The sequence below is a fragment of the Mesorhizobium jarvisii genome, assembly GCF_003601985.1.
Classification (GTDB): domain Bacteria; phylum Pseudomonadota; class Alphaproteobacteria; order Rhizobiales; family Rhizobiaceae; genus Mesorhizobium; species Mesorhizobium jarvisii.
Map to the genome: position 1 here is coordinate 295,543 of NZ_QZXA01000003.1, position 26,197 is coordinate 321,739.

The following is a 26,197-nucleotide window of genomic DNA, read 5'->3' on the forward strand; positions in this document are numbered from 1 at the left end:
TTGTCCTTTCAATTGCTGGATGAAGTCAGTTGCCGGCTGCTCAATTCTTGATCAGTTGGCCGAGATCGATGGCCGCGGCCATGGCCCGGTTTCCCTTGTCGCCCGGATGGAGGTGGTCGCCGGAATCGAACTCCGGCAGCAGGCGTGTCGGGTGCACGGGATCGCGGAGCAGCAGGTCGAAGTCGACGACCGCATCGAAGGCACCGCTGGTTCTGATCCAGTTGTTGACCTTCTGGCGCAACGCTTCTTTTTCAGGCGTGTAGTAGGCATCAAGCGGCGTGCCGCTCAGCGCGCCCTCAAAGGGCGTCAACGTGCCGCCGACGATGATCAGATTATGGGCGTGGGCCTGGGCTGCGAGTTGCAGGTATCCAGTGGTGAGTGCCGCCAGAGAGGGCAGGGATTTCTCAGGTGCGAATGGCGTGCCGGGCCAGCTGATATCGTTGATGCCGATGAGCAGGATGACCGCCTTGACGCCGGGCTGAGCCAGCACGTCACGGTCGAAGCGGGCCGAAGCCTTCACGCCCATCGCATCATCCAGCAGCTGCGCTCCGGATATGCCTGCGTTAAGCACCGACACGTGCTTCGAGACGAGACGCTCGGCGAGGACGTCGGGCCACCGGTTGTCGGCGTCCAGCGTGGCGCCGTTGCCGTCGGTGATCGAATCGCCGATGGCGATCACGGCGCCATCATTTGCCGGCGCATCGACCAGGATCTCGCTGACCAAGGTACGCGCGTCGGTGGTCTGCGCAGCCGCGATGGTTTCGGAAGCCGTCTGGTTGCCGTCGCCGATATAGGCGGTCTGCTTACCGTCCCAATGGAAGGTGGAGATTGGTGTGGGCTGCGGCAGATAGACCGATATCGAAAGGCGGCTCAAGGCGTCGAGGGGCAATTCCACCGGATCGCTGACCAAAGGCGCGCCTGCCGGAACTGTTGCCTTTGCCTGACCGCCGAATGTGACGGCACGATCGGTGCCGGCGGTGATTTTCGAGTCCTTGCCAGCTCTCGCCGCACGTATTTCGCCGATCTGGATCGGCACGTTTGAATACTCGTTCGACAGGACGATGCGGAACCGCCTGCCGCCAACGCTGGTCCTGACTGTCTGGCGTATGGTCTGGTTCTCAAGCTTTGGCATCATTTTCACCGGCAAGGCAAAATCGGTCCCCCATGTCGGTTGAGGGCTGGCCGTCCAGGTGCCCACCCAGTCCTGTTTCTCGCCGGCAATTGCCGGGCTGACCATCGACGAAGCCGCCAACGCGAGCGCGCCGAGCGTCAGGCGCGTTGCCAGAAGGGCGACGGTGGTGCGGTGGATCGGAAGTGTCATAGGTTCTCCTCTCGGTCTCGTTTCGGGGCGTCTGTCGACGGGTCGATATCGGTGCTGCCATCACTTCATGGAGACGGTGCCGGCAGCAGCTGGGATCAGCCGTTCTTCATGTCTGTCGAGGCGCAGCGCCAATCCCGCCACGGCGAGTGCCGCGACCGGCAGCAAAGCGGCGACCCAGGTGAGCGAACCCAGCCCAAGGCCATGGGCGATGACCGCGCCGCCGAGCCAGGCGCCGGCGGCATTGCCGAGATTGAAGGCGGCGATGTTGAAGGAGGAGGCGAGGCTCTGGCCGGCGCCTTGCGCCTTGTCCAGCACCCACATCTGCAGCGGCGCCACGGTGCCGAAGGCGGCGGCCCCCAGCAGGCCGACATAGATGACGGCCAGGACCTGGCTGTGGATGGCGAAGCTCATGGTCGCCAGCACCACGGCCAGCGCCACGAGACTGCCCAGCACGGCCGGCACCAGCCAGCGGTCGGCAACCTTGCCGCCGGCGAGGTTGCCGGCGATGAGGCCGCCGCCGAAGACGAGCAGGATCGGCGACACTGCCGCTTCCTTGAAGCCGCTGATCTCGGTCAGCAGCGGGGCGATGTAGGTGAAGACGGCAAAGACGCCGGCATAGCCAAGCACGGTGGTGGCGAGGCCGAGCAGCACCGGCGCGCGGCGCAGCACGGCGAGATCGGCGCGCAGGTCGCTCTTTTCGGGTGCTGCCTGGCTGCGCGGCACCAGGGCCAGGATGACGGCGAAGGCCGCTAGGCCGACCAAGGTCACCGCCCAGAAGGTCGCGCGCCAGCCGAAGGCCTGGCCGAGCCAGGTGCCGAAGGGCACGCCGAGGATGTTGGCGATGGTCAGCCCCGTGAACATCAGCGCGATCGCCGATGCCTTCTTGTTGGGCGCGACCAGGCCGGTGGCGACGACAGAACCGACGCCGAAGAAGGTGCCATGGGCAAAGGCGGTGACGATGCGAGCGCCCATCAGGGTCCAATAGTCGGGCGCCAGCGCACAGGCGAGATTGCCCAGCGTGAAGATCGCCATCAGCACCAGCAGCACGGTCTTGCGCGGCCAGTTACCGGTGGCGATGGTGAGCAGCGGTGCGCCGATGACGACGCCCAGCGCATAGCCCGAAATGAGCTGGCCGGCGGCCGAGATCGAGACGCCGAAATCCTTGCTGACGTCGATGAGCAGACCCATGATGACGAATTCGGTGACGCCGATGCCAAAGGCACCGGCGGCGAGGGCGTAGAGAGCAAGAGGCATGACGGTTCCCACTTTGGCGACGACGAGCGCCTTGTCCAAACCGCGCTCCGAGCCGAAAGATCGTGTCGCCATGCACTGTGAACCAGACTTGTGTTCGGCACATTTACTGTGAAATAGATTCACAAATGGCCAGACCCGATATCAACCGCTCCGGCGAGATCGAAGTGTTCGTGCGCGTTGTCGAGGCCGGTAGCTTCTCGGCGGCTGCGCGCGCGCTGCGCATGACGCCATCAGCCGTCAGCAAGCTGATCGCGCGTCTGGAAGCCCGGCTCGGCGCGCGGCTGGTCAGCCGCTCGACACGCAAGCTGCAGCTGACGCCGGAGGGAACGGCATTCTACGACAGCGGATTGCGTATCCTGTCCGATATGGCCGCGGCCGAGCGCGAGGCGGCGGCGGGTGCCGCACCGCGCGGGCGGCTGCGCGTCAACACCTACGTGCCCTTCGGCGTGCACCGGCTGATCCCGCTCCTGCCGCGCTTCCTTGAGCGCTATCCCGAAATTTCGGTCGATCTGGTGCTGACCGACAGCGTCATCGACCTGATGGCCGAACGCGCCGATGTCGCCATCCGCGCCGGGCCGCTCGGCGAATCGCGGCTGGTGGCGCGCAAGCTCGGGCAAAGCCCGGTGGTGGTGGTTGCGGCCCCGTCCTATCTCGAGGCGCAGGGAAAACCGCTGACGCCGGCCGATCTCGATGGGCATAATCGCATGGGCTTCGGCTTCGTCAGGCATATTGATGGCTGGCCGTTTGTCGACGCTGCCGGCAACGCGGGCATGGTCCCGATCACCGGCAACACGGCGGTCAGTGACGGCGAGGCGATGCGGCTGATGACGCTGGCCGGAGCCGGCATCTCCCGGCTGGCGCGCTGGCATGTCGCGGCCGATATCGCAGCCGGTCGGCTGGTGGCGCTGCTGGAGGATTTCAATCCGGGCGACGAGGAGGCGACCCATGCCGTCTATGTCGGCCAGGGCCGGCATCTGCCGGCGCGGGTGCGGGCCTTTCTCGATTTTCTGGCCGAGACTGTACGGCTCTGAGGAAACGCAGGTTTTCAAGGTCCGTTCGACAACCCGGCAGGGGCGGGATATGGAATCCCCGTCCGCTCATCATCACGGGATCGCAACGATGCTGTCCCGAAATTGCGCGGCGGATGGTGCCATCGTCACCTCCAGACATCCCCATATGCTGCTCCGGTAGCCGCAATCGCGTCCGGTACAAGGCGGCCGTGCGGCTTGAAGCGCGAAAAAGCCGCGCGCCCGAAGGAACGCGCGGCTTTGCAGAAAATCGCGTCGTGGTGGAGACGGACTACCCCTTCGGCACGAATGGCGCCGGGCGACGGCCGGCCGCCTGGCGCTCCAGCATCCAGCCGGGATATTCGGACGGCAGCGCGCTGACCTCGTCGAGCCTGGCGAGATCGTCCGCGTCGAGCTTCACTTCAGTCGCGGCAAGGTTCTGTTCGAGCTGGTCCATGCGGCTGGCGCCGATGATGACGCTCATCACGAAGGGCTTGGCCAGGACATAGCCGAGCGCCACCGTGGCAACGCTGACACCATGCTTCTTGGCGATCTCGCGCATGACGGCGACGGCCGCCCAGGCGCGATCCTCGTTGACCGGCGGGAAGTTGAAGGACGCACGGCGGCCCTCGCCATTGCCGGGCGCACCGGGACCGTACTTGCCGGAAAGCAGGCCGCCCGCCATCGGCGACCACACCATCAGGCCGAGCTTCTCCTCGTTGATGAGCGGCACGATCTCGCGCTCGAGGTCGCGGCCGGCGATCGAATAGTAGGACTGGATGGTCTCGAAGCGGGCGAAGCCCTTGCGGTCGGCGATACCGAGCGCCTTGGCGATGCGCCATGCCGCCCAGTTGGAAACGCCGACATAGCGGACCTTGCCACTGGCAACGAGGTCGTCCAGCGCCCGCAGCGTCTCGTCGATCGGCGTCACCGCGTCGGTGCCGTGCAGCTGATAGAGATCGATATGGTCGAGCTGCAGCCGTTCGAGGCTGGCATCGACCGAATCCATGATGTGGCCGCGCGAGGAGCCGCGCTCGTTCGGACCCTGGCCCATTGCGCCATGCACCTTGGTGGCGATGACGACGTCCGAACGCTTGACGCCGAGGTCCCTGAGCGACTGGCCGAGCAGGCGCTCGGACTCACCGAAGGAGTAGACGTCGGCCGTGTCGAAGAAGTTGACGCCGGCGGCGATCGAGCGGCCGACGATCTCGTTGACGCCCTTCTGGTCGAGGCTGGCGATCAGCCCCCATTGGGCATTCTGGCCGGCGGCACCGAAGGTCATGGTGCCGAGGCACAGTTCGGAGACGTACATCCCCGTATTTCCAAGCTGGTTGTAACGCATGGCGAAGCTCCAGGAGAAATTTGTGATGACACAAAACAAATAGGAACGGTACGTTTCGTTTCCAGTCGTGGCGCAGCCAGCTTGCCGAACTGGCCCAAAGGCGTGCGTATCAGCGGCTACCAAAAATCGCCGAGCCGACCCTGACGCTGGTGGCGCCGAAGGCGATGGCCGTCTCGTAGTCGCCGGACATGCCCATAGACAGTTTGGCGACGCCGGCCTCGCGAGCGAGCTTTTCCAGCAGGGCGAAATGCGGGCCGGGGTTCTCGTCGGCCGGCGGGATGCACATAAGCCCTTCGATGGCGAGGCCGTGGACATCGCGACAGCGGGCGACGAAGGCGATCGCCGCGCGGGGCTCGATGCCGGCCTTCTGTGGCTCGGAGCCGGTGTTGACCTGGACATAGAGTTTTGGGGAGCGTCCCTGCCGGGCAATCTCCTTGGCGAGTTCGGCGGCGATTTTCTCGCGATCGACCGTCTCGATGACGTCGAACAGCGCCACCGCTTCCTTGGCCTTGTTCGATTGCAGCGGACCGATGAGATGCAGCTCGATGTCAGGAAATGCCTGCTTCAGATCGGGCCATTTGCCCTGCGCTTCCTGCACGCGGTTCTCGCCGAAGACGCGCTGGCCGGCCTCGATGACGGGGCGGATGTCGGCGGCGTCAAAGGTCTTGGAGACGGCCACCAGCGTCACCGCGCCGGCCTCGCGGCGGGCCTCCTGCTCGGCGGCGGCGATCTTCGCCTTGACCGCGAAAAACTGCTGAACGGTGTCACCCATATGCAAATCCCGCTGTTTTGATCCGCGTTTTTAGCCGCCGCGAAGCCCATATGGTTGACGGGTTTGCCAAACCATGGTGAACACCCGGACCACATTCCCTGAACCGCGGAGCCAGTCGCCCGCGGTTCGCGCCTGCTTTTAAGTGAAAAACGTCCCATGGCAACCGAACGATACAATCCGCGCGCGTCAGAACCCAAATGGCAGAAGGCCTGGGCCGAAAAGAAGCTGTTCGAAGCGCGCAATGACGACCCGAAGCCGAAATACTACGTGCTGGAGATGTTCCCCTATCCGTCGGGGCGCATCCATATCGGCCACACCCGCAATTACACGATGGGCGACGTGGTGGCGCGCTACAAGCGGGCCAAGGGCTTCAACGTGCTGCATCCGATGGGCTGGGACGCCTTCGGCATGCCGGCCGAAAACGCGGCGATGCAGAACAAGGTCCACCCCAAGGAATGGACCTATCAGAACATCGCCACCATGCGCGAGCAGCTCAAGGTCATGGGCCTGTCGCTGGACTGGGCGCGCGAATTCGCGACCTGCGATGTCGAGTACTACCACCGCCAGCAGATGCTGTTCCTCGATTTCGTCGAGAAGGGGCTGGTGACGCGCAAATCCTCCAAGGTCAACTGGGACCCGGAGGATATGACGGTGCTTGCCAACGAGCAGGTCATCGACGGGCGCGGTTGGCGCTCCGGCGCGCTGGTCGAACAGCGCGAACTGACGCAGTGGTTCTTCAAGATCACCGACTTTGCGCAGGACCTGCTGGATTCGCTCGACGGCCTCGACGAATGGCCCGAAAAAGTGAAGCTGATGCAGCAGAACTGGATCGGCCGTTCGGAAGGTCTGCTGATCCGCTGGCCTCTGGCTGCACCGATCGCCGGCGAGCATGAGCTGGAAGTCTACACGACGCGGCCCGACACCATCTTCGGCGCCTCCTTCATGGCCGTCGCCGCCGATCACCCGCTGGCCAGGAAGGCCGCCGAGACCAATCCGGCGCTGGCGAAGTTCATCGACGAGGTCCGCCATATGGGCACGTCGGTGGCCGCACTTGAGACGGCCGAGAAGAAGGGTTTCGACACCGGCATCCGCGTTGTTCATCCCTTCGACGACAGCTGGACACTGCCTGTCTACGTCGCCAATTTCGTGCTGATGGAATACGGCACCGGCGCCATATTCGGCTGTCCGTCCGGCGACCAGCGCGACCTCGACTTCGCCAACAAATACGGCTTGCCGGTGATCCCGGTGGTGATGCCGGAAGGCGGCGATGCCAAGTCGTTCCAGATCACGGAAGAAGCGTATGTCGACGACGGCGTGATGATCAATTCGCGCTTCCTCGACGGCATGAAGCCGGACCGCGCTTTCGACGAAGTGGCGAAGCTGCTGGAGCAGAAGACGATCGGCAACCGGCCGATGGCCGAGCGCAAGGTGAATTTCCGCCTGCGCGACTGGGGCATTTCGCGCCAGCGCTACTGGGGCTGCCCGATCCCGATGATCCATTGCGAGGATTGCGGCGTGGTGCCGGTGCCGAAGGCCGACCTGCCGGTCAAGCTGCCCGACGATGTCGATTTCGACCGGCCGGGCAATCCGCTCGACCGGCATCCGACCTGGCGGCATGTGAAGTGTCCGCAATGCGGCAGGGACGCGCGGCGCGAAACCGACACGATGGACACGTTCGTCGATTCGTCCTGGTATTTTGCCCGCTTCACCGCGCCCTGGGCGCATGAGCCGACCGATCCCAGGGCGGCCAATGAATGGCTGCCGGTGGATCAGTATATCGGCGGCATCGAGCATGCGATCCTGCATCTGCTCTATTCGCGCTTCTTCACCCGCGCCATGCGCGAAACCGGCCATGTCGACCTGGCCGAGCCGTTCAAGGGCCTGTTCACGCAAGGCATGGTGGTGCACGAGACCTACCGCGTCGGATCGGCTTCGAACGGCCGCTGGCTGGCGCCGACCGAGGTGCGGCTGGAGGGCGTCGACGGCGAACGCCGCGCCTTCGACATCGCCACCGGCGAGGCTGTCACCATCGGCCCGCTGGAGAAGATGTCGAAGTCGAAGAAGAACACGGTGAGTCCCGAAGACATCACCGACGGCTACGGCGCCGACACGGCGCGCTGGTTCATGCTGTCGGATTCGCCGCCAGAGCGCGATGTCGAGTGGACCGACGATGGCGCCGCCGGCGCGCACCGCTTCATGCAGCGCGTCTGGCGGCTGGTGTCGACGGCCGCCGAGACGCTGGCCGGCGTCAAGCCCGCAGCAGTCGACGCCGGCGAGGCGGGAGTGGTCTCGAAGGCCACGCACAAGATCCTGAAAGCGGTCGGCGAGGATATCGAGAAGCTCGGCTTCAACCGCGCCATCGCCCGCATCTATGAACTGGCCAATGTGCTGACCACGCCGCTCAACCAGGTGGCGGAAGGCAAGGCCGAGCCGGCCCTGCAGAGCGCCTGCCGCCAGGCGGTGGAGATCCTGGTGCATCTGATCGCGCCAGTGATGCCGCATCTGGCCGAGGAGTGCTGGGAGACGCTCGGCGGCACCGATCTGGTCGCTGAACGGCCATGGCCGATCTTCGACCCGGCGCTGGTCGTCGACAACGAAGTGACCTATCCGGTGCAGGTCAACGGCAAGAAGCGGGGGGATTTGACAATTGCCCGCGACGCGGACCAAGGTGCGGTCGAAAAAGCGGTATTGGCTCTCGACTTCGTGCAGAAAGCACTCGAAGGTAAGGCTCCGCGCAAGGTGATCATCGTGCCGCAGAGGATCGTCAATGTCGTTGCCTGATCGGGAAAAGACAGAGCTGAGCCGCTTGCTGCGCCGCGTTGCGCTCGCCGGCCTTGTCGGCTCGCTGGCTCTGGTTTCGGCCTGCACGGTGCGGCCGCTCTATTCCAACGCGCCGTTGTCGACGGGCTCGAGCGCCAATGCCGAGCTGGCGTCGATCGCCATCAAGCCGGTCAAGACGCGTTATGCCCAGCAGGTGCGCAACAATCTGATCTTCGGCTTCGGGCGGGGTGCCGGCGAACCGGCGTCGCCGCTCTATTCGCTTAATCTCAGCGTGACCGAAGCTGTTGAATCCTCCGCCCTCGTGCAGGTCGGCACCGATGAGGACGAGCCGACCGCCGGCTCGGTGACGCTGACCGCCAACTATACGCTGACCGATGCGAAAAGCGGCGCAGTCATCACCGTCGGCAAGCGCTCGATTACCTCTTCGTTCGACAGGCCGCGCCAGGAATTTGCCTCGTACAGGGCGCAGATCGACGCCGAGAACCGCGCCGCGCGCGAACTGGCCGAGGCGCTGCAGCTGTCCATCGCCCAGGATCTGGTCCGGCACGGCAAGGCGGCCAGCTAGCGCCACCTTCTTTTCACGGAAAACGCTGCCTCGATCCTGATGCACGGCCCACTTCGCGATGGCCGAGGGTTCTCTTTTTAACTCGAAGCATATGCATGAGTGGACGATCGTGGGGTGACGATCATCGGCTCGAATCCGGCTCGTGCGCCATCGCCGCGAAAGATACATTTCGGCCGCTCCAAAAGCGCTCACGGGAAGCAACTGTTAACCACTCGCTCCCTATTGCTCAGCTGACGTTTCAGAGTGAGTCTTGAGAATGGAATCCAAGCGTTTTCCTCGGGTCAATTCATTGAAGTCAGCTTCGCCCGATGACCCCGAGGGAAAGCGTTTCAGCGGCATGAGCGGCAAGGCGGAAGGCCAGCCGCCCGGCGCGACCGCGGGCGGCAATTTCCCGCCACCTGTCGATCTCGGCGGCAACGAAAGCCCCGCCTGGCAGGAGTATTTCTTCCTGGCGCCCAATGTGCGGTTTACCCGCACGCCGGACTACGAAGCCAGTCCGCGCCATCCGCGCCAGATCACCTCCGAGCAAGGCGAACCGCCGGCGCCGCCGGCGCGGCAAGCCGTCGCACAGCCTGCCGCGGCTGCGCCGTCGTCAGGGGTCTCGTCCCCGTCATTGCCGGCGGCGATGAAAAGCCGGAACGCCGCTGTGGAAGCCGCCCGGCCGCCCGCCGGCAACAAAGCCGTGATGCATGAAAGATCACCGGCCTCCGTTCCGCCAAGGCATGCCAACGAAAAGGCGCGGACGGTTGTGACGGCCGGTCCGAGGACCGCTGCGCCGGTACGGGCACCCGCACCGGCCGCGTCTGCCCAGGGAACGGTGGCGCCGGTCAAGACGACTGGCCGTGAAACCGTCCGCTGGCCCTATCTGTCGGATCACGTCTTCTTCGAGCTCATGGCGCCCTACATGATCGAAGGTTCGTCGCAGACGTCGCGAGCCGTCCCGATCCCGCGCGCCGCCGCGCCAGTTGCCGCCGGTCGGATCGATGTCCGCGCCGCGCCCTCGGCCGACCCGACCGCGTCGTTCCGCGTCATCGACTGGCTTCCAGGCCAGCAAGCCCCTGCCGCTTTGCCGGATGTCCGGCCGGCCAACTCCAACGAAGCGGCGGTTCAGCCGGCGGCGGGTGGTGTGCCGAAGCGAGCCCAGGCGCGGGTCGCAGCCCCTGCCGTCGCGGGTGATGCCGCTCCGGTGCAAATCGCACAAGGCGCCGAGGAGACCGTACAGGTTCCAGCCGCGCGCCCCTCTTCGCCGCTGCCTTTGGCCGGCAAGATCGTGCCGGCCACGACAGGCGAGGCGTACGAACTTCCCTCGGAAGAGTTGCTGCAGCAGCCGCCGGAAGGGCAGGGTTTCTACATGTCGCAGGAGCGGCTCGAGCAGAATGCCGATCTGCTGGAAAGCGTGCTCGAGGATTTCGGCGTGCGCGGCGAGATCATCCACGTTCGCCCAGGTCCGGTCGTCACCCTCTATGAGTTCGAGCCGGCGCCGGGCGTCAAATCGTCCCGCGTCATCGGTCTTGCCGATGATATCGCCCGCTCCATGTCGGCGATTTCGGCGCGCGTCGCCGTCGTGCCCGGCCGCAACGTCATCGGCATCGAGCTGCCGAACGAGACGCGAGAGACCGTCTATTTCCGCGAACTGATCGAATCGCAGGGCTTCCGCAAGACCAGTTGCAAGCTGGCGCTTTGCCTCGGCAAGACGATCGGCGGCGAGCCCGTCATCGCCGAACTGGCGAAGATGCCGCATCTGCTCGTCGCCGGCACCACCGGTTCCGGCAAGTCTGTCGCCATCAACACCATGATCCTGTCGCTGCTCTACCGGCTGAAGCCGGAAGAATGCCGGCTGATCATGGTCGATCCGAAGATGCTGGAACTCTCCGTCTATGATGGCATCCCGCATCTTCTGACGCCCGTCGTCACCGATCCCAAGAAGGCCGTCACCGCACTCAAATGGGCGGTGCGCGAAATGGAGGACCGCTATCGCAAGATGGCACGGCTCGGCGTGCGCAACATCGACGGCTACAATGAGCGCGCCGCCCAAGCCCGCGACAAGGGCGAGGCGGTCATCATGACGGTGCAGACCGGCTTCGAAAAGGGCACCGGCGAGCCGCTGTTCGAGCAGCAGGAAATCGATCTTGCGCCGATGCCTTACATCGTCGTCATCGTCGACGAGATGGCCGACCTGATGATGGTCGCCGGCAAGGAGATCGAAGGCGCCATCCAGCGCCTGGCGCAGATGGCGCGCGCCGCCGGCATCCATCTGATCATGGCAACGCAGCGCCCCTCGGTCGATGTCATCACCGGCACGATCAAGGCCAACTTCCCGACCCGAATTTCCTTCCAGGTCACCTCCAAGATCGACAGCCGCACCATCCTGGGCGAGCAGGGCGCCGAGCAGCTGCTCGGCCAGGGCGACATGCTGCACATGATGGGGGGCGGGCGGATATCACGCGTGCACGGCCCATTCGTCTCCGACGCGGAGGTCGAGCATGTCGTGGCGCATCTGAAGGCGCAGGGCCGCCCGGAATATCTGGAGACCGTGACCGCCGACGAGGACGAGGAAGAGGTCGAGGACGACCAGGGCGCGGTCTTCGACAAGGGATCGGTCGCGGCCGAGGACGGCGATTCCAGCTATGACGAAGCGGTCAAGGTGGTGGTGCGCGACAAGAAGTGTTCGACGTCCTACATTCAGCGCCGGCTCGGCATTGGCTACAACCGCGCCGCCTCCCTGGTCGAACGCATGGAGAAGGAAGGTCTGGTCGGCGCGCCCAACCATGTCGGCAAGCGCGAAATCATCATGGGCCGGCGCCCGCAGGCAGCCGCGGCCGACGACGACGGCACGGAATGATCGGCGGTCCTTTCGGCGATCGGGCTTCTTGCGACGCGTAATAAAAAAGGCCGGTCGCCCGGCCTTTTCTATTGAAGCAGTGCGATCTCAGCCGATCTTCTGGCCGGTCTTGGCCCAATCTGCGAGGAACTGTTCCAGGCCCTTGTCGGTCAGCGGGTGCTTGACCAGCGCCTTCAGCGTCGCCGGCGGCGCGGTGATGACATCGGCGCCGATCAGGGCCGCCTGCTTGACGTGGTTCACCGTGCGCACCGATGCGGTCAGGATCTCGGTCTGGAAGTCGTAATTGTCGTAGATCTGGCGGATCTCCTGGATCAGCTCCATGCCGTCCGAGCCGGTGTCGTCGATGCGGCCGACGAAGGGCGAGATGAACGAGGCGCCGGCCTTGGCGGCGAGCAGCGCCTGATTCGCCGAGAAGCACAGCGTGACGTTGACCATGCGGTTCATCTGGGTGCGGATCGTCTTGCAGGCCTTCAGGCCGTCCAGCGTCAGCGGCACCTTGATGCAGACATTGGGCGCGATCTTGGCCAGCACCTCGGCCTCCGCCATCATGTCCTTGTATTCGGTCGCCACGACTTCGGCCGAGACCGGGCCGGCGACGATATCGCAGATCTGCTTGGTGACGTCGGCGATCTTGCCGCCGGATTTGAGAATCAGCGACGGATTGGTGGTGACGCCGTCGAGCAGCCCCAGATCGTTCAGCTCACGGATATCCTTGATGTCGGCGGTGTCGACAAAAAATTTCATGGCGGGTCTCCTGACGATTTCGTCGTGCCTGGGAAGGCACGTTCAGCGTTGCTCTTTGATCTAGACCAAAGTCGGGGCAAGGTCACGCCTCATGATCGAAGATTCGCCCTTTGTCGCAGCCGCACCGGTGCTGGTGCCGATGCCTGCCGAACGCCCCTACACCTATGCCGTGCCGGCCGGCATGCGCGTCGTGCCAGGGTCGATCGTGCGCGTGCCGCTCGGGCCGCGCCAGGTTGCCGGCATCGTCTGGGATGGCGCGGTCGAGACTGTCGACGCGAAAAAACTGCGCGCGATCGAACAGGTCTTCGACTGCCCGCCGATCGACCGTTCGATGCGCCGTTTCGTCGACTGGGTGGCGCAATACACGCTGTCGGCGCCGGGCATGGTGGCGCGCATGCTGCTCAGAGCGCCGGAGGCCTTTGACCCGGAGCCCTGGATCGAGGGATTGCAACGCACGCTTATCGTTCCCGACCGGATGACGGATGCGCGGGCGCGCGTGCTGGAAACGGCCGAAGGCGGGCTGGCCTGGACGCGGTCGGGCCTCGCGCATGCGGCGGGTGTGTCGTCGACGGTGATCGAGGGGCTGAAGGCGCAAGGCGTGTTCGAGACGGTGATGATCCCGCCGCGCCCGGTCGTGGCAGCACCTGATCCGAGCTATGCCGTGCCGGAATTGATGCCGGACCAGAGCGACGCCGCATCGATGCTGCGCGCCAATGTCGCGGCCGGCGCCTTCAACGTCGCGCTGCTCGACGGCGTCACCGGGTCTGGCAAGACGGAGGTCTATTTCGAGGCGGTGGCGGCGGCGCTCGACCAGGGCAAGCAGGTGCTGATCCTTTTGCCGGAAATTGCGCTGACCCACGCTTTCCTCGAACGCTTCCAGCAGCGCTTCGGCGCCAAGCCGGGCGAATGGCATTCCGACCTGCCGCCCAGGATGCGCGAAAAAGTCTGGCGGCAGGTGGCGGAAGGCACGGTGCGCGTCGTTGCCGGCGCGCGCTCGGCGCTGTTCCTGCCGTTCAAGGAGCTTGGCCTGATCGTCGTCGACGAAGAGCACGACCCTGCCTACAAGCAGGAGGACCGTGTCTTCTACAATGCGCGCGACATGGCGGTGGTGCGCGGCCATATTGGCGGCTTTCCGGTGGTGCTGGCGTCGGCGACGCCTTCGGTCGAGAGCCGCGTCAATGCGAGCCAAGGCAAGTACAACAGGGCCATCCTTTCCGCCCGCTTCGCCGAGGCGGCGCTGCCGCAGCTGAAGTCGATCGACTTGCGGCGCGCGCCACCGGCGCGTGGCGGCTTCCTGTCTCCGGTGCTGATCGACCATATGCGCAAGACGCTGGAGAAGAAGGAACAGTCGCTCCTGTTCCTCAACCGGCGCGGCTATGCGCCGCTGACGCTGTGCCGCGTCTGCGGCCACCGTTTCGGCTGCCCGGTCTGTTCGGCCTGGCTGGTCGAGCATCGCTTTCGAGGCCAACTGGTCTGCCATCATTGCGGGCACAATGAACGCCGCCCCGAAGCCTGCCCGGAATGCGGTACGCTCGACCATCTGGTCGCCTGCGGCCCGGGTGTCGAGCGCATCGCCGAGGAGGTCGTCACGCATTTCCCCGATGCGCGCACCATCGTCTTGTCGTCCGACCTGATGGGCGGGGTGCGGCGGCTGCGGCTGGAACTGGAAGCGATCGCCGATGGCGAGGCCGATATCGTCATCGGCACGCAGCTCGTGGCCAAGGGCCACAATTTTCCCAACATGACGCTGGTCGGCGTCGTCGATGCCGATCTCGGTCTTGCCAATGGCGATCCGCGCGCCGCCGAGCGCACCTTCCAGCTGCTCAGCCAGGTGACCGGCCGCGCCGGCCGCACCGGCAAGAAGAGCCTCGGCCTGCTGCAGACTTTCCAGCCCGACCATCCGGTGATGCGGGCGATCGTCTCGGGCGATGCCGAGGCTTTTTACGAGCGCGAGATCGCCGAGCGGGAGCGGGCGGCCCTGCCGCCCTTCGGCCGGTTGGCCGGCGTCATCGTCAGCGCGGTGACGCGAGCGGAAGCGGAAGGGCATGCACGCGGCCTGCGCCGCGCTGCGCCCGAGGCGTCGGACCTGTTCGTGCTGGGGCCGGCGGAAGCGCCGCTCTCCCTACTCGGCGGTCGCCATAGGTTCCGCCTGCTGATCCAGGGCGAACGGCGCGCCGACATGCAAGGATTTATCCGCACCATGCTGGCCAATGGGCCGAAGCAGCGCGGCTCGGTCCGGGTGCAGGTCGACATCGACCCGCAGAGCTTTTTGTAAGGTCGCCATATCGGCGATAGGCTGCTGGCCAGCGAGAAACGGAAGATCACATGAAAACCCTTGGCTTGCTCGGCGGCATGAGCTGGGAATCGACCGCCATCTACTATCGCCTGCTCAACGAGATCGTGCGCGATCGCCTTGGCGGGCTGCATTCGGCGAAGCTGCTGCTCTGGTCGTTCGACTTCGCCGAGATCGCCGAGCGGCAGCATCATGGCGATTGGGACGGCGCCGGCGTGCTTCTGATTGATGCCGCGCGCAAGCTGGAGGCGGGCGGCGCGGAGGGTCTGGTTCTGTGCACCAACACCATGCACAGACTGGCTGACCAGGTGCAGGCGGCGGTGTCGATCCCCTTGATCCATATCGCTGACGCCACGGCGGCGGCGATCAAGCGCACCGGCATGCAGCGCCCGGCGCTGCTGGCGACGCGCTTCACCATGGAGCAGGATTTCTACAAGGGCCGGCTTGCCGACAAATACGGCCTCTCGCCAGTGGTGCCCGATACGGCCGGGCGCGACATGGTGCATCGCGTCATCTATGAGGAGCTCTGCCAAGGCATCGTCACCGAAGCCTCGAAGGCGGCTTATATCGAAGAGGCCGAACGCCTGCGCCGCGACGAGGCCGCCGACAGCATCATCATGGGCTGCACCGAGATCACCATGCTGATCGGACAGGACGATTTCGACATTCCGGTATTCGACACGACACGCATCCATGCCGAGGCGGCGGTGGAATTCGCGCTCGGTTGACGCGCTCTCTTTTGATTTTGACGCAATTCCTTAGGGAAAACGCTGCGCGTTTTTCCCGGGAGAACCGTTTCACACTTTTCCTGGCATTGCTTTGAAAGTGCCTGATGCCATCTGGCGCGGCGCTTTTCCTCGGCTAGAATGCCCGGAATTTCAAAACAGGCATTTCGAGGGGACACAATGGACTTTGCGCTTCCATGGCCGACGAGCCAGGGCGAATGGCTGGCCTGGTCGAGCGCAGTCTTCACCGTGCTGCTCGGCCTTCTGTTTTTCCTGGCACCCAGCCTGGCCTTCCGCATCCTGCGCCTGCAGGCGAAGCCGGAGAAAGCGGCGGCGATCGCCGAGGGGCGTGGCCGGATGTCGGGCTTCTATCTCGGCGTCGGCCTGTGCTGCATCCTCTTGGCGCAGCCGCTGGTTTACATGGCGCTCGGCTTCTCCTGGCTGTTCACGGCCTTCGGCCGGCTGCTGTCGATGATGTCGGATGGCGCCAATACACCTTTCAATTGGGTTTCCATTGTGGTGGAATTGGTCCTGGCGGCGTTGCCGCTTGCCTTTGCCTTCGGCTTTGTGCCTTGAATCGCTAGCTATTCCGTGGCGCGAGGCGAGACTCTTTCGCCGGATGCGACAATAGTGCCTGAAAAGCATGCGGAACGACGCATTGCGGTCTTAAAATGCCTGTGCTAGACGGCAATCGACTTTCGGCCGGGGATAGCGGAAGCCGCGCCTCCGTGCTTGAAAAAATGCAGTAAGGTCAAAGATTTAGCCAGAGTTTTTGCTCGCGCCAACAATCTGCGGCCTGTCAGACAAGAGAAAAGACGGTCCGTGGCCCAATCGTCATCGCCAATCTCAGGTGTCGCAGAACGCTACGCGGGTTCGCTGTTCGAACTCGCCCTGCAGGCAAATTCCGTGGCCAAGGTCGAGTCCGACCTCAACAGTTTCGAGGCGATGCTGGCTGGCAGTTCCGACCTGACCCGGCTGATCAACAGCCCGGTGTTCTCCAGCGAGGAGCAGGCCAAGGCCATCGCGGCGATCGCCGACAAGGCTGGGATCACCGGCCTCACCGGTAATTTCCTGCGCGTCGTCGCCCGCAATCGCCGGCTCTTCGCCGTGCCCGGCATGATCAAGGCGTTCCGCCAGATCGCCGCCGAGCATCGTGGCGAGACCGCTGCTGAAGTGACGTCGGCTCATGAGCTGACGGCTGCCCAGCAGACCGAACTCAAGGCGGCGCTGAAAAGTGTTGCCGGCAAGGACGTGGCCATTTCCGTCACCGTCGATCCGTCGCTGCTCGGCGGGCTGGTGGTCAAGATGGGCTCGCGCCAGATCGATACGTCGCTCAAAACCAAACTCAATTCGCTCAAGCTTGCACTGAAAGAGGTCGGCTGATGGACATCCGCGCCGCGGAAATTTCCGCAATTCTGAAAGACCAGATCAAGAATTTCGGCAAGGAGGCCGAGGTCTCCGAAGTTGGACAGGTGCTGTCCGTCGGTGACGGTATCGCCCGCGTCTACGGCCTCGACAATGTCCAGGCCGGCGAGATGGTCGAATTCCCCGGCGGCATCCGCGGCATGGCGCTCAACCTCGAAGCCGACAATGTCGGCGTCGTCATCTTCGGCGCCGACCGCGACATCAAGGAAGGCGACACCGTCAAGCGCACCGGCGCCATCGTCGACGTTCCGGTCGGTCCGGGCCTGCTCGGCCGCGTCGTCGACGCGCTCGGCAATCCGATCGACGGCAAGGGCCCGATCAAGGCGACCGAACGCAAGCGCGTCGACGTCAAGGCGCCCGGTATCATCCCGCGCAAGTCGGTGCATGAGCCGATGTCGACCGGCCTCAAGGCCATCGATGCGCTGATCCCGGTCGGCCGTGGCCAGCGCGAGCTGGTCATCGGCGACCGTCAGACCGGCAAGACCGCCATCATCCTCGACACGATGCTCAACCAGAAGTCGGTGCACGACAACGGCCCCGAGAAGGAAAAGCTCTACTGCGTCTATGTCGCCGTCGGCCAGAAGCGCTCGACCGTCGCGCAGTTCGTCAAGGTGCTGGAAGAGCGCGGCGCGCTCGAATATTCGATCATCGTCGCCGCCACCGCTTCCGATCCGGCGCCGATGCAGTTCCTGGCGCCGTTCGCCGGCTGCACCATGGGCGAGTATTTCCGCGACAATGGCATGCATGCGCTGATCAGCTACGACGATCTGTCGAAGCAGGCCGTCGCCTATCGCCAGATGTCGCTGCTCCTGCGCCGCCCGCCGGGCCGCGAAGCCTATCCGGGCGACGTCTTCTATCTGCACTCGCGCCTGCTCGAGCGCGCCGCCAAGCTCAATGACGATCTGGGCAATGGCTCGCTGACGGCGCTGCCAGTCATCGAAACGCAGGCCAACGACGTGTCGGCCTACATCCCGACCAACGTGATCTCGATCACCGACGGCCAGATCTTCCTCGAAACCAACCTGTTCTTCCAGGGCATCCGTCCGGCCGTCAACGTCGGTCTGTCGGTGTCGCGCGTCGGTTCCTCGGCGCAGATCAAGGCGATGAAGCAGGTTGCCGGCTCGATCAAGGGCGAGCTCGCGCAGTACCGCGAAATGGCGGCCTTCGCGCAGTTCGGCTCGGATCTCGACGCCGCCACGCAGCGCCTGCTCAACCGCGGATCGCGCCTGACCGAACTCCTGAAGCAGCCGCAGTTCTCGCCGCTGAAGACGGAAGAGCAGGTCGCGGTGATCTTCGCCGGCGTCAACGGCTATCTCGACAAGCTGCCGGTCAACCAGGTCGGCAAGTTCGAGCATGGCCTGCTCAGCCACATGCGTGCGGCGGGCAAGGACGTTCTCGACGCCATTCGCAAGGAAAAGGCGCTGTCGGACGATCTGCGCGCCAAGCTGAAGGCAGAGATCGACGCTTTCGCCAAGACCTTCGCCTGAGCGAAGCGACAAGACGGGATCAGGTTTGAAGCATGCCTTCATTAAAAGACCTTCGTAACCGTATCGCCTCGGTCAAGGCGACGCAGAAGATCACCAAGGCGATGCAGATGGTCGCCGCGGCGAAGCTGCGCCGTGCGCAAGAGGCAGCGGAAGCGGCGCGCCCCTATTCGGAGCGCATGGGTTCCGTGCTGGCCAACATCACCCAGGCAATCGGCGGCGGCGGCGATGCCCCGGCGCTGATGACCGGCACCGGCAAGGACAACGTGCATCTGCTCGTCGTCTGCACCGCCGAGCGTGGCCTGTGCGGCGGCTTCAATTCGCAGATCGCCCGCCTGGCCCGCGATCATATCCGGCGGCTTCTAGCCGACGGCAAGCAGGTCAAGATCATCTGCGTCGGCAAGAAGGGTTTCGATATCCTGCGCCGCGACTATGCCTCGATGATCCTCGACCGTGTCGATCTGCGCGAGGTCAAGACACTCGGCTTCGTCAATGCCGACGCGATCGCCAAGAAGGTCATCCACCTCTTCAACGAGGGCGCCTTCGACATCTGCACGCTGTTCTATTCGCAGTTCAAATCGGTGATCAGCCAGGTCCCGACCGCGCAGCAGATCATTCCCGCCGGCGTCGCTTCGGCTCCCGCCGCGGCGGTGGATGGCGGCAATGCCGTCTACGAGTACGAGCCGGAGCCGGGCGAAATCCTCTCCGACCTCATCCCGCGCAATATTTCCGTGCAGGTTTTCCGGGCGCTGCTCGAAAACGCGGCCGGCGAAATGGGCGCCAAGATGAGCGCCATGGACAATGCGACGCGCAACGCCGGCGAGATGATCAACAAGCTGTCGATCACCTATAACCGCCAGCGGCAGGCGCAGATCACCAAGGAACTGATCGAAATCATTTCGGGCGCCGAAGCGCTCTAGGCGCGGTTCGCGGGCCATCGGCCCGCTCTAGGACCGCGTGAGAAACAAAGGACGAAAAAGGGTAAAGACGATGGCGAAAGCAGCGACCCCCAAGACGGCGGCCCCCAAGGCCGCAGCCCCCGTAAAGGCGGCCAAGGCTCCGGCAGCCGCCGCGAAGGCAGCTCCGGCAAAGACGGCGGCAGCGCCGGCCAAGGCCGCGGCGGCCAAGACTTCGGCCGTGGCCGCCAAGGCAACCGGCGTTGTCGGCAAGGTCCGCCAGGTCATCGGCGCCGTCGTCGACGTGCAGTTCGGCGATCACCTTCCGGCGATCCTGAACGCGCTCGAGACGACCAATGTCGGCAATCGTCTGGTGCTCGAAGTTGCCCAGCATCTGGGTGAAAACACCGTTCGCTGCATCGCCATGGACTCCACCGAAGGTCTGGTGCGCGGCCAGGAAGTGCGTGACACCGGTGCGCCGATCACCGTGCCGGTCGGCCCGGGCATGCTCGGCCGCATCATCAACGTCATCGGCGAGCCGGTCGACGAAGAGGGTCCGGTCGACGCGATCGAAATGCGCTCCATCCACCAGCCGGCTCCGACCTATGTCGAGCAGTCGACGGAAGCGCAGATCCTGATCACCGGCATCAAGGTGCTCGATCTGCTGGCACCCTACGCCAAGGGCGGCAAGATCGGCCTGTTCGGCGGCGCCGGCGTCGGCAAGACCGTGCTGATCCAGGAACTGATCAACAACATCGCCAAGGCGCATGGCGGCTATTCGGTGTTCGCCGGCGTCGGCGAGCGCACCCGCGAGGGCAACGATCTCTATCACGAGTTCATCGAATCCGGCGTCAACAAGAAGGGCGGCGGCGAAGGCTCCAAGGCGGCTCTCGTGTACGGCCAGATGAACGAGCCGCCGGGCGCGCGCGCCCGTGTCGGCCTGACCGGCCTGACGGTGGCTGAATATTTCCGCGACCAGGGCCAGGACGTGCTGTTCTTCGTCGACAACATCTTCCGCTTCACGCAGGCGGGTTCGGAAGTGTCGGCTCTGCTCGGCCGTATCCCGTCGGCCGTGGGCTATCAGCCGACGCTCGCCACCGACATGGGCGCGCTGCAGGAACGCATCACCACCACCACCAAGGGATCGATCACTTCGGTGCAGGCCATCTACGTGCCCGCCGACGACTTGACCGATCCGGCACCGGCGACCTCGTTCGCCCACCTTGACGCCACGACGACGCTGAACCGCGCCATCGCCGAGAAGGGCATCTATCCGGCGGTCGATCCGCTGGACTCGACCTCGCGCATGCTCGACCCGATGGTTGTCGGTGAAGAGCACTATGCGGTTGCCCGCCAGGTGCAGTCGATCCTCCAGCGCTACAAGTCGCTGCAGGACATCATCGCCATCCTGGGCATGGACGAGCTGTCGGAAGAGGACAAGCAGACCGTGGCCCGCGCCCGCAAGATCGAGCGCTTCCTGTCGCAGCCTTTCTTCGTCGCCGAAGTATTCACCGGCGCGCCGGGCAAGCTCGTCGACCTCGCCGACACCATCAAGGGCTTCAAGGGCCTCTGCAACGGCGACTACGATCACCTTCCGGAAGCTGCCTTCTACATGGTCGGCGGCATCGAGGAAGCGGTCGAGAAGGCACAGCGCCTGGCGGCCGAAGCGGCCTGATGAAAGATGGAGGACCCGAATACGCTCAAGGCGATCGGGTCCGGTTACTTCGACTCAGCGATGAGTTTCTTTCTGGTCTTCCAGAAGAGGACGTCGCAGAGCTAAACACCCTCATCGGTCGGGAGTGGACTGTGGAGGAGTGGCACGAGGAACTCGGTCAGTTGGAGATCTCCAACGCTCTGAGCCAATCGGCAACCATACATTTTGCGTGGGTGCCGCCCGAATGGGTTGAACGGATACGATAATGGCTGAAGCTTTCAAATTCGAACTGGTCTCGCCGGAACGCCTGCTGGTTTCCGAGCAGGTCGAATCCGTCGTCATTCCGGGCGCCGAAGGCGAGATGACCGTGATGGCGCATCACGCGCCGGTCATGACCACGATCAAGCCGGGTGTCGTCACGGTGAAGACCGCCTCGGGCGGCGAAGAACGCTATGTCGTGTTCGGCGGTTTCGCCGACATCGTCCCAGCCGGCTGTACGCTGCTGGCGGAATCAGCTGTCGCGGTGAAAGATGTCGACCGGGCCGATCTCGCCCGCCGCATCCAGGAAGCCAAGGAAGATGCAGCCGACGCCAAGGACGACCAGGCGCGCAGCAAGGCCGAGCAGTTCCTCAGCCAGCTGACCACGCTGGAAGGCGCGATTCTTCCGGCCTGAAATCCGCATCAGATGACTTGATGAAAAGCGGGGCTTTGCCTCGCTTTTTTCGTTTAGATGCCCAAGGCGGCGAAGGCCAGAATCGGACCGTCCCGCCGCAAATGCACCAGATGCACCGCCGTGAGCTCGATCAACGTCTGGCGTTCGGCGTGATCCCTGGCAAAGCCGGCCAGGTCGAACACGGCCGTTACGGTTTCGTTCGCCGGCAATTGCTGGTCCAAAAGTGCCGTCAGCGCCGCATCGAGCGGATCGGTGAAATGGTTTTCGGGCAAGGTTTTTCCGCGCGCGGCGCAGGCGGCGATCCAGGCCGCCACCACCAGCGTGAGATGCACGAACTCGGTGCCGGCTTCGAGGCACTCGATGGCGGAAGCGATGATGCGCTGCGGCAGTTTCTGGCTGCCATCATTGGCGATCTGCGCCGTGCGGTGGGCGAGCGCGGTGTTTGAAAAACGCTCGGCAAGCTCGGCTGTGTAGGTCGCCGTATCCAGTCCGGCATCTTCAGGCAATGTCGGGATGGCCTCGGCCCAGAGCCCGTCGACAAATCGCCGGATCGCCGGATCGGCGAAAGCGCGGTCGACGGTGGCATGGCCGCTGAGCAGGCCGAGATAGGCGATGCCTGAATGCGCGCCGTTGAGCAGCCTGAGCTTCATGTCCTCGAAGGGGCCGACATCGCCGACCATGGTGACGCCGAACTTTTCCCAGTCCGGCCTGCCGGCGGAGAAATTGTCTTCGACCACCCATTGGCGGAATGGCTCGGTCATCACCGGCCAAGCATCGTCGACACCGAGTTCGCCGGCAATGCGTGTCCGGTCGGCGTCGGTGGTTGCCGGTACGATGCGATCGACCATGCTCGACGGGAAGGCGACCTGGTTTGCGATATGGTCGGCGATTCCGGTGTCGCCTGCTGCGGAGAGGCTGCCGTCGCGCAACGCAGCGAATTCGGTCAGCAGCCGGTGCAGCGTGGCGCCGTTGGCAGGCAGGTTGTCGCAGCACAGCACGGTGAAGGGCGGGGTGCCGGCGGCCAGTCTGCGGGTAAGCGCCTCGGCGAGGAAGCCATGCGCCGTCCTCGGCATTTGCGGATTGGCCAGATCGTGGATGATGTCGGGATGGGCGGTGTCCAATCCGCCGCCCGCGGCCCTGAGATAGGCTTTTTCGGTGATGGTCAGCGTGACGATGCGGGTGCGCGGATCGGTCAGCGCGGCCAGCACAGCGCCCGGATCTTCCGGCGCCACCAGCATCGACTGGATAGAGCCGATGACGCGCAACTCCTCCTCGCCACTGCTGCGGATCGCCAGCGTGTAGAGCCCGTCCTGCGGCGACAGCGCGTCGCGCGTATCGGGGCTGCGCAAGGAGACGCCGACGATGCCCCAGCCCGTTTCGCCCGCCGCCATGCACTCGTCGACATAGGCGGCCTGATGGGCGCGATGGAAGGCGCCGACGCCGAGATGCACGATGCCTCGAGCAACGCGGCCGCGGTCATAAGCAGGGATTTTGGTCCCGGCGGGCAGCTTGTGGAGCGTGGCGTCGGATAGATGGCTTCTGGTCATCAGCATACCGGGGCTGGGGGCTGTGGATGACAGGCGGGGTAACACCTGTTCGAGCCTGCCGCAAGGATGCCGCTTTGCCGACGCACATTGACATCGCCTAGGCCCGAACGTACCGGTATCCAGACTGGAGGAGCCGCTTTCCCCATGGTCGCGCTGACCGATCCGGACCTGCTGTTTCCGCCCGAAGCGCATTCGCGCTCGCTTGCCCGCGGCCTTTACGCCGGCATCAAGGACCTTCCCATCGTCAGCCCGCACGGCCACACCGATCCGCGCTGGTATGCGCTGAACGAGCCGTTCCCGGATCCAGCGCAACTGCTCATCGTGCCCGACCACTACATCTTCCGCATGCTGTTCAGCCAGGGCGTGCGGCTGGAGGATCTCGGCGTGGCCAGCCTGGATGGCGCGCCGGTGGAGACCGACGGCAGGACGATCTGGCGGCGCTTTGCCGAGCACTATTACCTGTTTCGCGCCACGCCGACCCGGCTGTGGTTCGACCATGTGCTGGCGCATCTGTTCGGCATCGAAGACCCGCTGGATGCCACGACGGCCGACCGCCACTACGACACGATCGCGACGGTGCTGCAGTGGGAGAATTTCCGCCCGCGCGCCCTGTTCGAGCGCTTCAACATCGAGGTCATCGCCACGACCGAAGGCGCGCTCGACGATCTCAAATGGCATAAGATGATCCGCGACAGCGGCTGGGAAGGCCGCGTCGTCACCGCCTATCGGCCGGACGCGGTCATCGACCCCGATTTCGAAGGCTTTTCGGCCAATCTCGACCGGCTTGGCGAGATCACCGGCTGCGACACCGGCGGCTGGGCCGGCTATCTCGACGCGCATCGGCAGCGGCGCGCCTTCTTCAAGGATTATGGCGCGACCTCGTCGGATCATGGCCACCCGACGGCGGAGACCGCCAATCTTTCCGACGCGGCGGCGCAGGAGCTGTTCAACCGCATCCGCCGCGGCTCGGAGGATGAGCGCGAGCGCAAACTGTTCCGCGCCCAGATGCTGACCGAGATGGCCAAGATGAGCCGGGATGACGGGCTGGTGCTGCAGATCCATCCCGGTTCCTGGCGCAATCATTCGCCTTCTGTCTTCCAGAGGTTCGGCCGCGACAAGGGTTTCGATATCCCGATGCGGACCGACTATGTGACGGCGCTGAAGCCGCTGCTCGATTGCGTCGGGCTGGAGCGTGACCTGACGGTTATTCTCTTCACGCTCGACGAAAGCAGTTACGCGCGCGAGCTGGCGCCGCTGGCCGGTGTCTACCCGGCGCTGAAGCTTGGCCCCGCCTGGTGGTTCCATGACAGTCCGGAAGGCATGCGCCGGTTTCGCGAGATGACGACGGAAACGGCCGGCTTCTACAACACTGTCGGCTTCAACGACGACACCCGTGCCTTTCCTTCGATCCCGGCCCGCCACGACGTGGCGCGGCGAGTCGACTGCGCTTTCCTCGCGCGCCTCGTCGCCGAGCATCGGCTGCGCGAGGACGAGGCGCATGAGCTGGCACGGGAATTGGCCTATACGCTGGCGAAGAAGGCGTACCGGCTTTGATGGCGGCGGCCCAATATCCCAACGGCGCCGGTGGTTGGATCAGCGTGACAGGCTGACATGAACAGCACCGGCATCGGTCTCTCCGCCTTCAGCCTGGCCGGCAAGCGCATCCTGGTCACCGGCGCCAACACCGGCATCGGACAAGGCATCGTCCTCTCGATCGCGCGCGCCGGCGGCGCGGTGGTCGGCGTCGGTCGTTCGTCGATGGACGAGACGGCGAGCAAGGTCGCGGCCATCGGTGCCAGGTTCGAGGCGGTGAGCGCCGACCTTGCCGACACGGCGACCGCCGGTCCGATGCTGGATCGGGTGTGGGACGAAAGCGGGCCGCTCGACGGGCTGGTCAACAATGCCGGGATCATCCGGCGCGCCGATGCCGTCGATCTGGCCGAGACCGACTGGGACGACGTCATGGACGTCAATTTGAAGACGGTCTTTCTGCTTTGCCAGTCCTTCGCCAGGCGCGCGCTTGCCGAAGGTCGCCGGGGCAAGATCGTCAACATCGCTTCGGTGCTGAGTTTCCAGGGCGGCATCCGCGTCGCCTCCTACACCGCCTCCAAGCATGGCGTGCTCGGCATCACCCGGTTGCTCGCCTGCGAATGGGCGGCCAAGGGCATCAACGTCAACGCCATCGCGCCGGGCTATGTCGAGACCAACAACACGCAGGCGCTGCGCGCGGACCCCGACCGCAGTGCCGCCATTCTCGGGCGCATTCCGGCGGGGCGGTGGGGCGAGCCGTCGGACATTGGCGATGCCGCCGTCTTCCTGCTGGCACGGGCTTCCGACTATATGCACGGCGCGGCGGTGCCGGTGGATGGCGGCTGGCTGGCGCGATGAGGAGAGGACGATGACGAAGCCAAAGATCTTCGCGCATGCCGATGAGGGCGCCTGGACTCCGACGCCAGACGGCAACAGGCGTCGTGTTCTCCTCTCCACCGATGAGCTGATGCTGGTCGAATTCGGCTTCGACAAGGGCGGCGTGGGCGCCTTGCATTCGCACCCGCATGTCCAGTCAAGCTATGTCGCCGAAGGCCGTTTCGAGGTGACCATCGACGGGAGGACGGCGATCCTTGAAGCCGGCGGCAGCTTCATCGTGCCGTCCGGCCTGGTGCACGGCGTCAAGGCGCTGGAAGCGGGACGGCTGGTCGATAGCTTTACGCCGCACCGTGCTGATTTTCTTGCTATAAATCAAAGAGATAACCCGTGATGTCGTCCGAAGCCGCTTCACACTTTTCGGCATCATGCTTTGGCCGATGATTTGCCTAGCCAAGACTGGACGATGGAGTGCGGGCGAATGACCCGCGCCCCAAAAGAGGCGCGG

The 26,197-nt window shown here is 64.7% G+C and carries 21 protein-coding genes; 15 read left to right on the plus strand and 6 right to left on the minus strand.

Features of this window, described 5'->3' with window-relative positions; all coding sequences use genetic code 11:
• Window positions 1–40 precede the first annotated feature (40 nt).
• Window positions 41–1,036 (minus strand): SGNH/GDSL hydrolase family protein, encoded by a 996-nt coding sequence (locus tag D3242_RS08995; RefSeq protein ID WP_244839717.1) that lies wholly within the window; start codon window positions 1,034–1,036, stop codon window positions 41–43.
• Window positions 1,037–1,381: 345 nt separating this feature from the next.
• On the minus strand, window positions 1,382–2,575 hold the full coding sequence (locus D3242_RS09000) for an MFS transporter (RefSeq protein WP_064981731.1): 1,194 nt from the start codon (window positions 2,573–2,575) through the stop codon (window positions 1,382–1,384).
• Window positions 2,576–2,700: 125 nt separating this feature from the next.
• On the opposite strand from D3242_RS09000, the gene D3242_RS09005 reads away from it, so the two are divergent.
• Entirely contained in the window at window positions 2,701–3,606 is a 906-nt protein-coding gene (locus tag D3242_RS09005) for a LysR family transcriptional regulator (RefSeq protein ID WP_064981327.1), read from the plus strand.
• 268 nt (window positions 3,607–3,874) lie between these two features.
• On the opposite strand, the gene D3242_RS09010 is transcribed toward D3242_RS09005, so the two are convergent.
• Together D3242_RS09010 and D3242_RS09015 are read right to left on the minus strand one after the other, a co-directional pair.
• Complete coding sequence (locus D3242_RS09010; RefSeq protein ID WP_064981325.1) at window positions 3,875–4,924, minus strand: aldo/keto reductase; 1,050 nt, start codon at window positions 4,922–4,924, stop codon at window positions 3,875–3,877.
• Window positions 4,925–5,033: 109 nt separating this feature from the next.
• A complete protein-coding gene (locus tag D3242_RS09015) occupies window positions 5,034–5,696 on the minus strand; it encodes a YggS family pyridoxal phosphate-dependent enzyme (RefSeq protein ID WP_064981323.1) in 663 nt (220 codons plus the stop codon).
• A gap of 156 nt (window positions 5,697–5,852) precedes the next feature.
• Between D3242_RS09015 and leuS the strand changes: the two genes are divergently transcribed.
• The 3 genes from leuS (at window position 5,853) to D3242_RS09030 (ending at window position 11,884) form a co-directional block, all read left to right on the plus strand.
• A complete protein-coding gene (gene leuS / locus D3242_RS09020; protein WP_064981321.1) occupies window positions 5,853–8,477 on the plus strand; it encodes a leucine--tRNA ligase in 2,625 nt (874 codons plus the stop codon).
• Entirely contained in the window at window positions 8,464–9,042 is a 579-nt protein-coding gene (gene lptE, locus D3242_RS09025) for an LPS assembly lipoprotein LptE (RefSeq protein WP_019861852.1), read from the plus strand. Before leuS ends, lptE begins: the two co-directional genes overlap by 14 nt.
• A gap of 256 nt (window positions 9,043–9,298) precedes the next feature.
• Window positions 9,299–11,884 carry a DNA translocase FtsK gene (locus D3242_RS09030; RefSeq protein WP_064981320.1) on the plus strand — a complete coding sequence of 862 codons (2,586 nt, stop codon included), beginning with the start codon at window positions 9,299–9,301 and terminating at the stop codon, window positions 11,882–11,884.
• A gap of 87 nt (window positions 11,885–11,971) precedes the next feature.
• On the opposite strand, the gene fsa is transcribed toward D3242_RS09030, so the two are convergent.
• The gene (fsa, locus tag D3242_RS09035) at window positions 11,972–12,628 is read right to left on the minus strand and encodes a fructose-6-phosphate aldolase (protein WP_019861850.1); all 657 of its coding nucleotides are present in this window, start codon (window positions 12,626–12,628) and stop codon (window positions 11,972–11,974) included.
• A gap of 91 nt (window positions 12,629–12,719) precedes the next feature.
• Between fsa and D3242_RS09040 the strand changes: the two genes are divergently transcribed.
• The 8 genes from D3242_RS09040 (at window position 12,720) to D3242_RS09080 (ending at window position 21,778) form a co-directional block, all read left to right on the plus strand.
• The gene (locus tag D3242_RS09040; protein ID WP_064981318.1) at window positions 12,720–14,903 is read left to right on the plus strand and encodes a primosomal protein N'; all 2,184 of its coding nucleotides are present in this window, start codon (window positions 12,720–12,722) and stop codon (window positions 14,901–14,903) included.
• 50 nt (window positions 14,904–14,953) lie between these two features.
• Window positions 14,954–15,649 carry an aspartate/glutamate racemase family protein gene (locus D3242_RS09045; RefSeq protein WP_064981316.1) on the plus strand — a complete coding sequence of 232 codons (696 nt, stop codon included), beginning with the start codon at window positions 14,954–14,956 and terminating at the stop codon, window positions 15,647–15,649.
• Window positions 15,650–15,826: 177 nt separating this feature from the next.
• Entirely contained in the window at window positions 15,827–16,222 is a 396-nt protein-coding gene (locus tag D3242_RS09050) for an AGROH133_08824 family phage infection protein (protein WP_064981315.1), read from the plus strand.
• 246 nt (window positions 16,223–16,468) lie between these two features.
• Window positions 16,469–17,029 (plus strand): F0F1 ATP synthase subunit delta, encoded by a 561-nt coding sequence (locus D3242_RS09055; protein ID WP_064981313.1) that lies wholly within the window; start codon window positions 16,469–16,471, stop codon window positions 17,027–17,029.
• Entirely contained in the window at window positions 17,029–18,558 is a 1,530-nt protein-coding gene (atpA, locus tag D3242_RS09060) for a F0F1 ATP synthase subunit alpha (RefSeq protein WP_019861845.1), read from the plus strand. The genes D3242_RS09055 and atpA overlap by 1 nt, the downstream gene beginning before the upstream one ends.
• Window positions 18,559–18,590: 32 nt before the next feature.
• On the plus strand, window positions 18,591–19,475 hold the full coding sequence (locus tag D3242_RS09065; RefSeq protein ID WP_010912153.1) for a F0F1 ATP synthase subunit gamma: 885 nt from the start codon (window positions 18,591–18,593) through the stop codon (window positions 19,473–19,475).
• A 70-nt stretch (window positions 19,476–19,545) separates the two neighbouring features.
• Complete coding sequence (atpD, locus tag D3242_RS09075) at window positions 19,546–21,126, plus strand: F0F1 ATP synthase subunit beta (RefSeq protein ID WP_032932130.1); 1,581 nt, start codon at window positions 19,546–19,548, stop codon at window positions 21,124–21,126.
• Between the two features lie 244 nt (window positions 21,127–21,370).
• The gene (locus D3242_RS09080; protein ID WP_010912151.1) at window positions 21,371–21,778 is read left to right on the plus strand and encodes a F0F1 ATP synthase subunit epsilon; all 408 of its coding nucleotides are present in this window, start codon (window positions 21,371–21,373) and stop codon (window positions 21,776–21,778) included.
• A gap of 53 nt (window positions 21,779–21,831) precedes the next feature.
• Here the strand turns inward: D3242_RS09080 and D3242_RS09085 are convergent, their stop codons facing one another.
• Window positions 21,832–23,331 (minus strand): mannitol dehydrogenase family protein, encoded by a 1,500-nt coding sequence (locus D3242_RS09085; RefSeq protein ID WP_064981311.1) that lies wholly within the window; start codon window positions 23,329–23,331, stop codon window positions 21,832–21,834.
• A gap of 138 nt (window positions 23,332–23,469) precedes the next feature.
• Between D3242_RS09085 and uxaC the strand changes: the two genes are divergently transcribed.
• From uxaC to D3242_RS09100, 3 genes are read left to right on the plus strand one after another with little or no spacing between them, the layout of a single operon-like run.
• Window positions 23,470–24,879, plus strand: coding sequence for a glucuronate isomerase (gene uxaC, locus D3242_RS09090; RefSeq protein ID WP_064981310.1), 1,410 nt, complete (start codon window positions 23,470–23,472; stop codon window positions 24,877–24,879).
• 57 nt (window positions 24,880–24,936) lie between these two features.
• Window positions 24,937–25,713 (plus strand): 2-dehydro-3-deoxy-D-gluconate 5-dehydrogenase KduD, encoded by a 777-nt coding sequence (kduD, locus tag D3242_RS09095; RefSeq protein ID WP_064981308.1) that lies wholly within the window; start codon window positions 24,937–24,939, stop codon window positions 25,711–25,713.
• A gap of 10 nt (window positions 25,714–25,723) precedes the next feature.
• On the plus strand, window positions 25,724–26,083 hold the full coding sequence (locus tag D3242_RS09100; RefSeq protein ID WP_064981729.1) for a cupin domain-containing protein: 360 nt from the start codon (window positions 25,724–25,726) through the stop codon (window positions 26,081–26,083).
• Window positions 26,084–26,197: the final 114 nt, after the last annotated feature.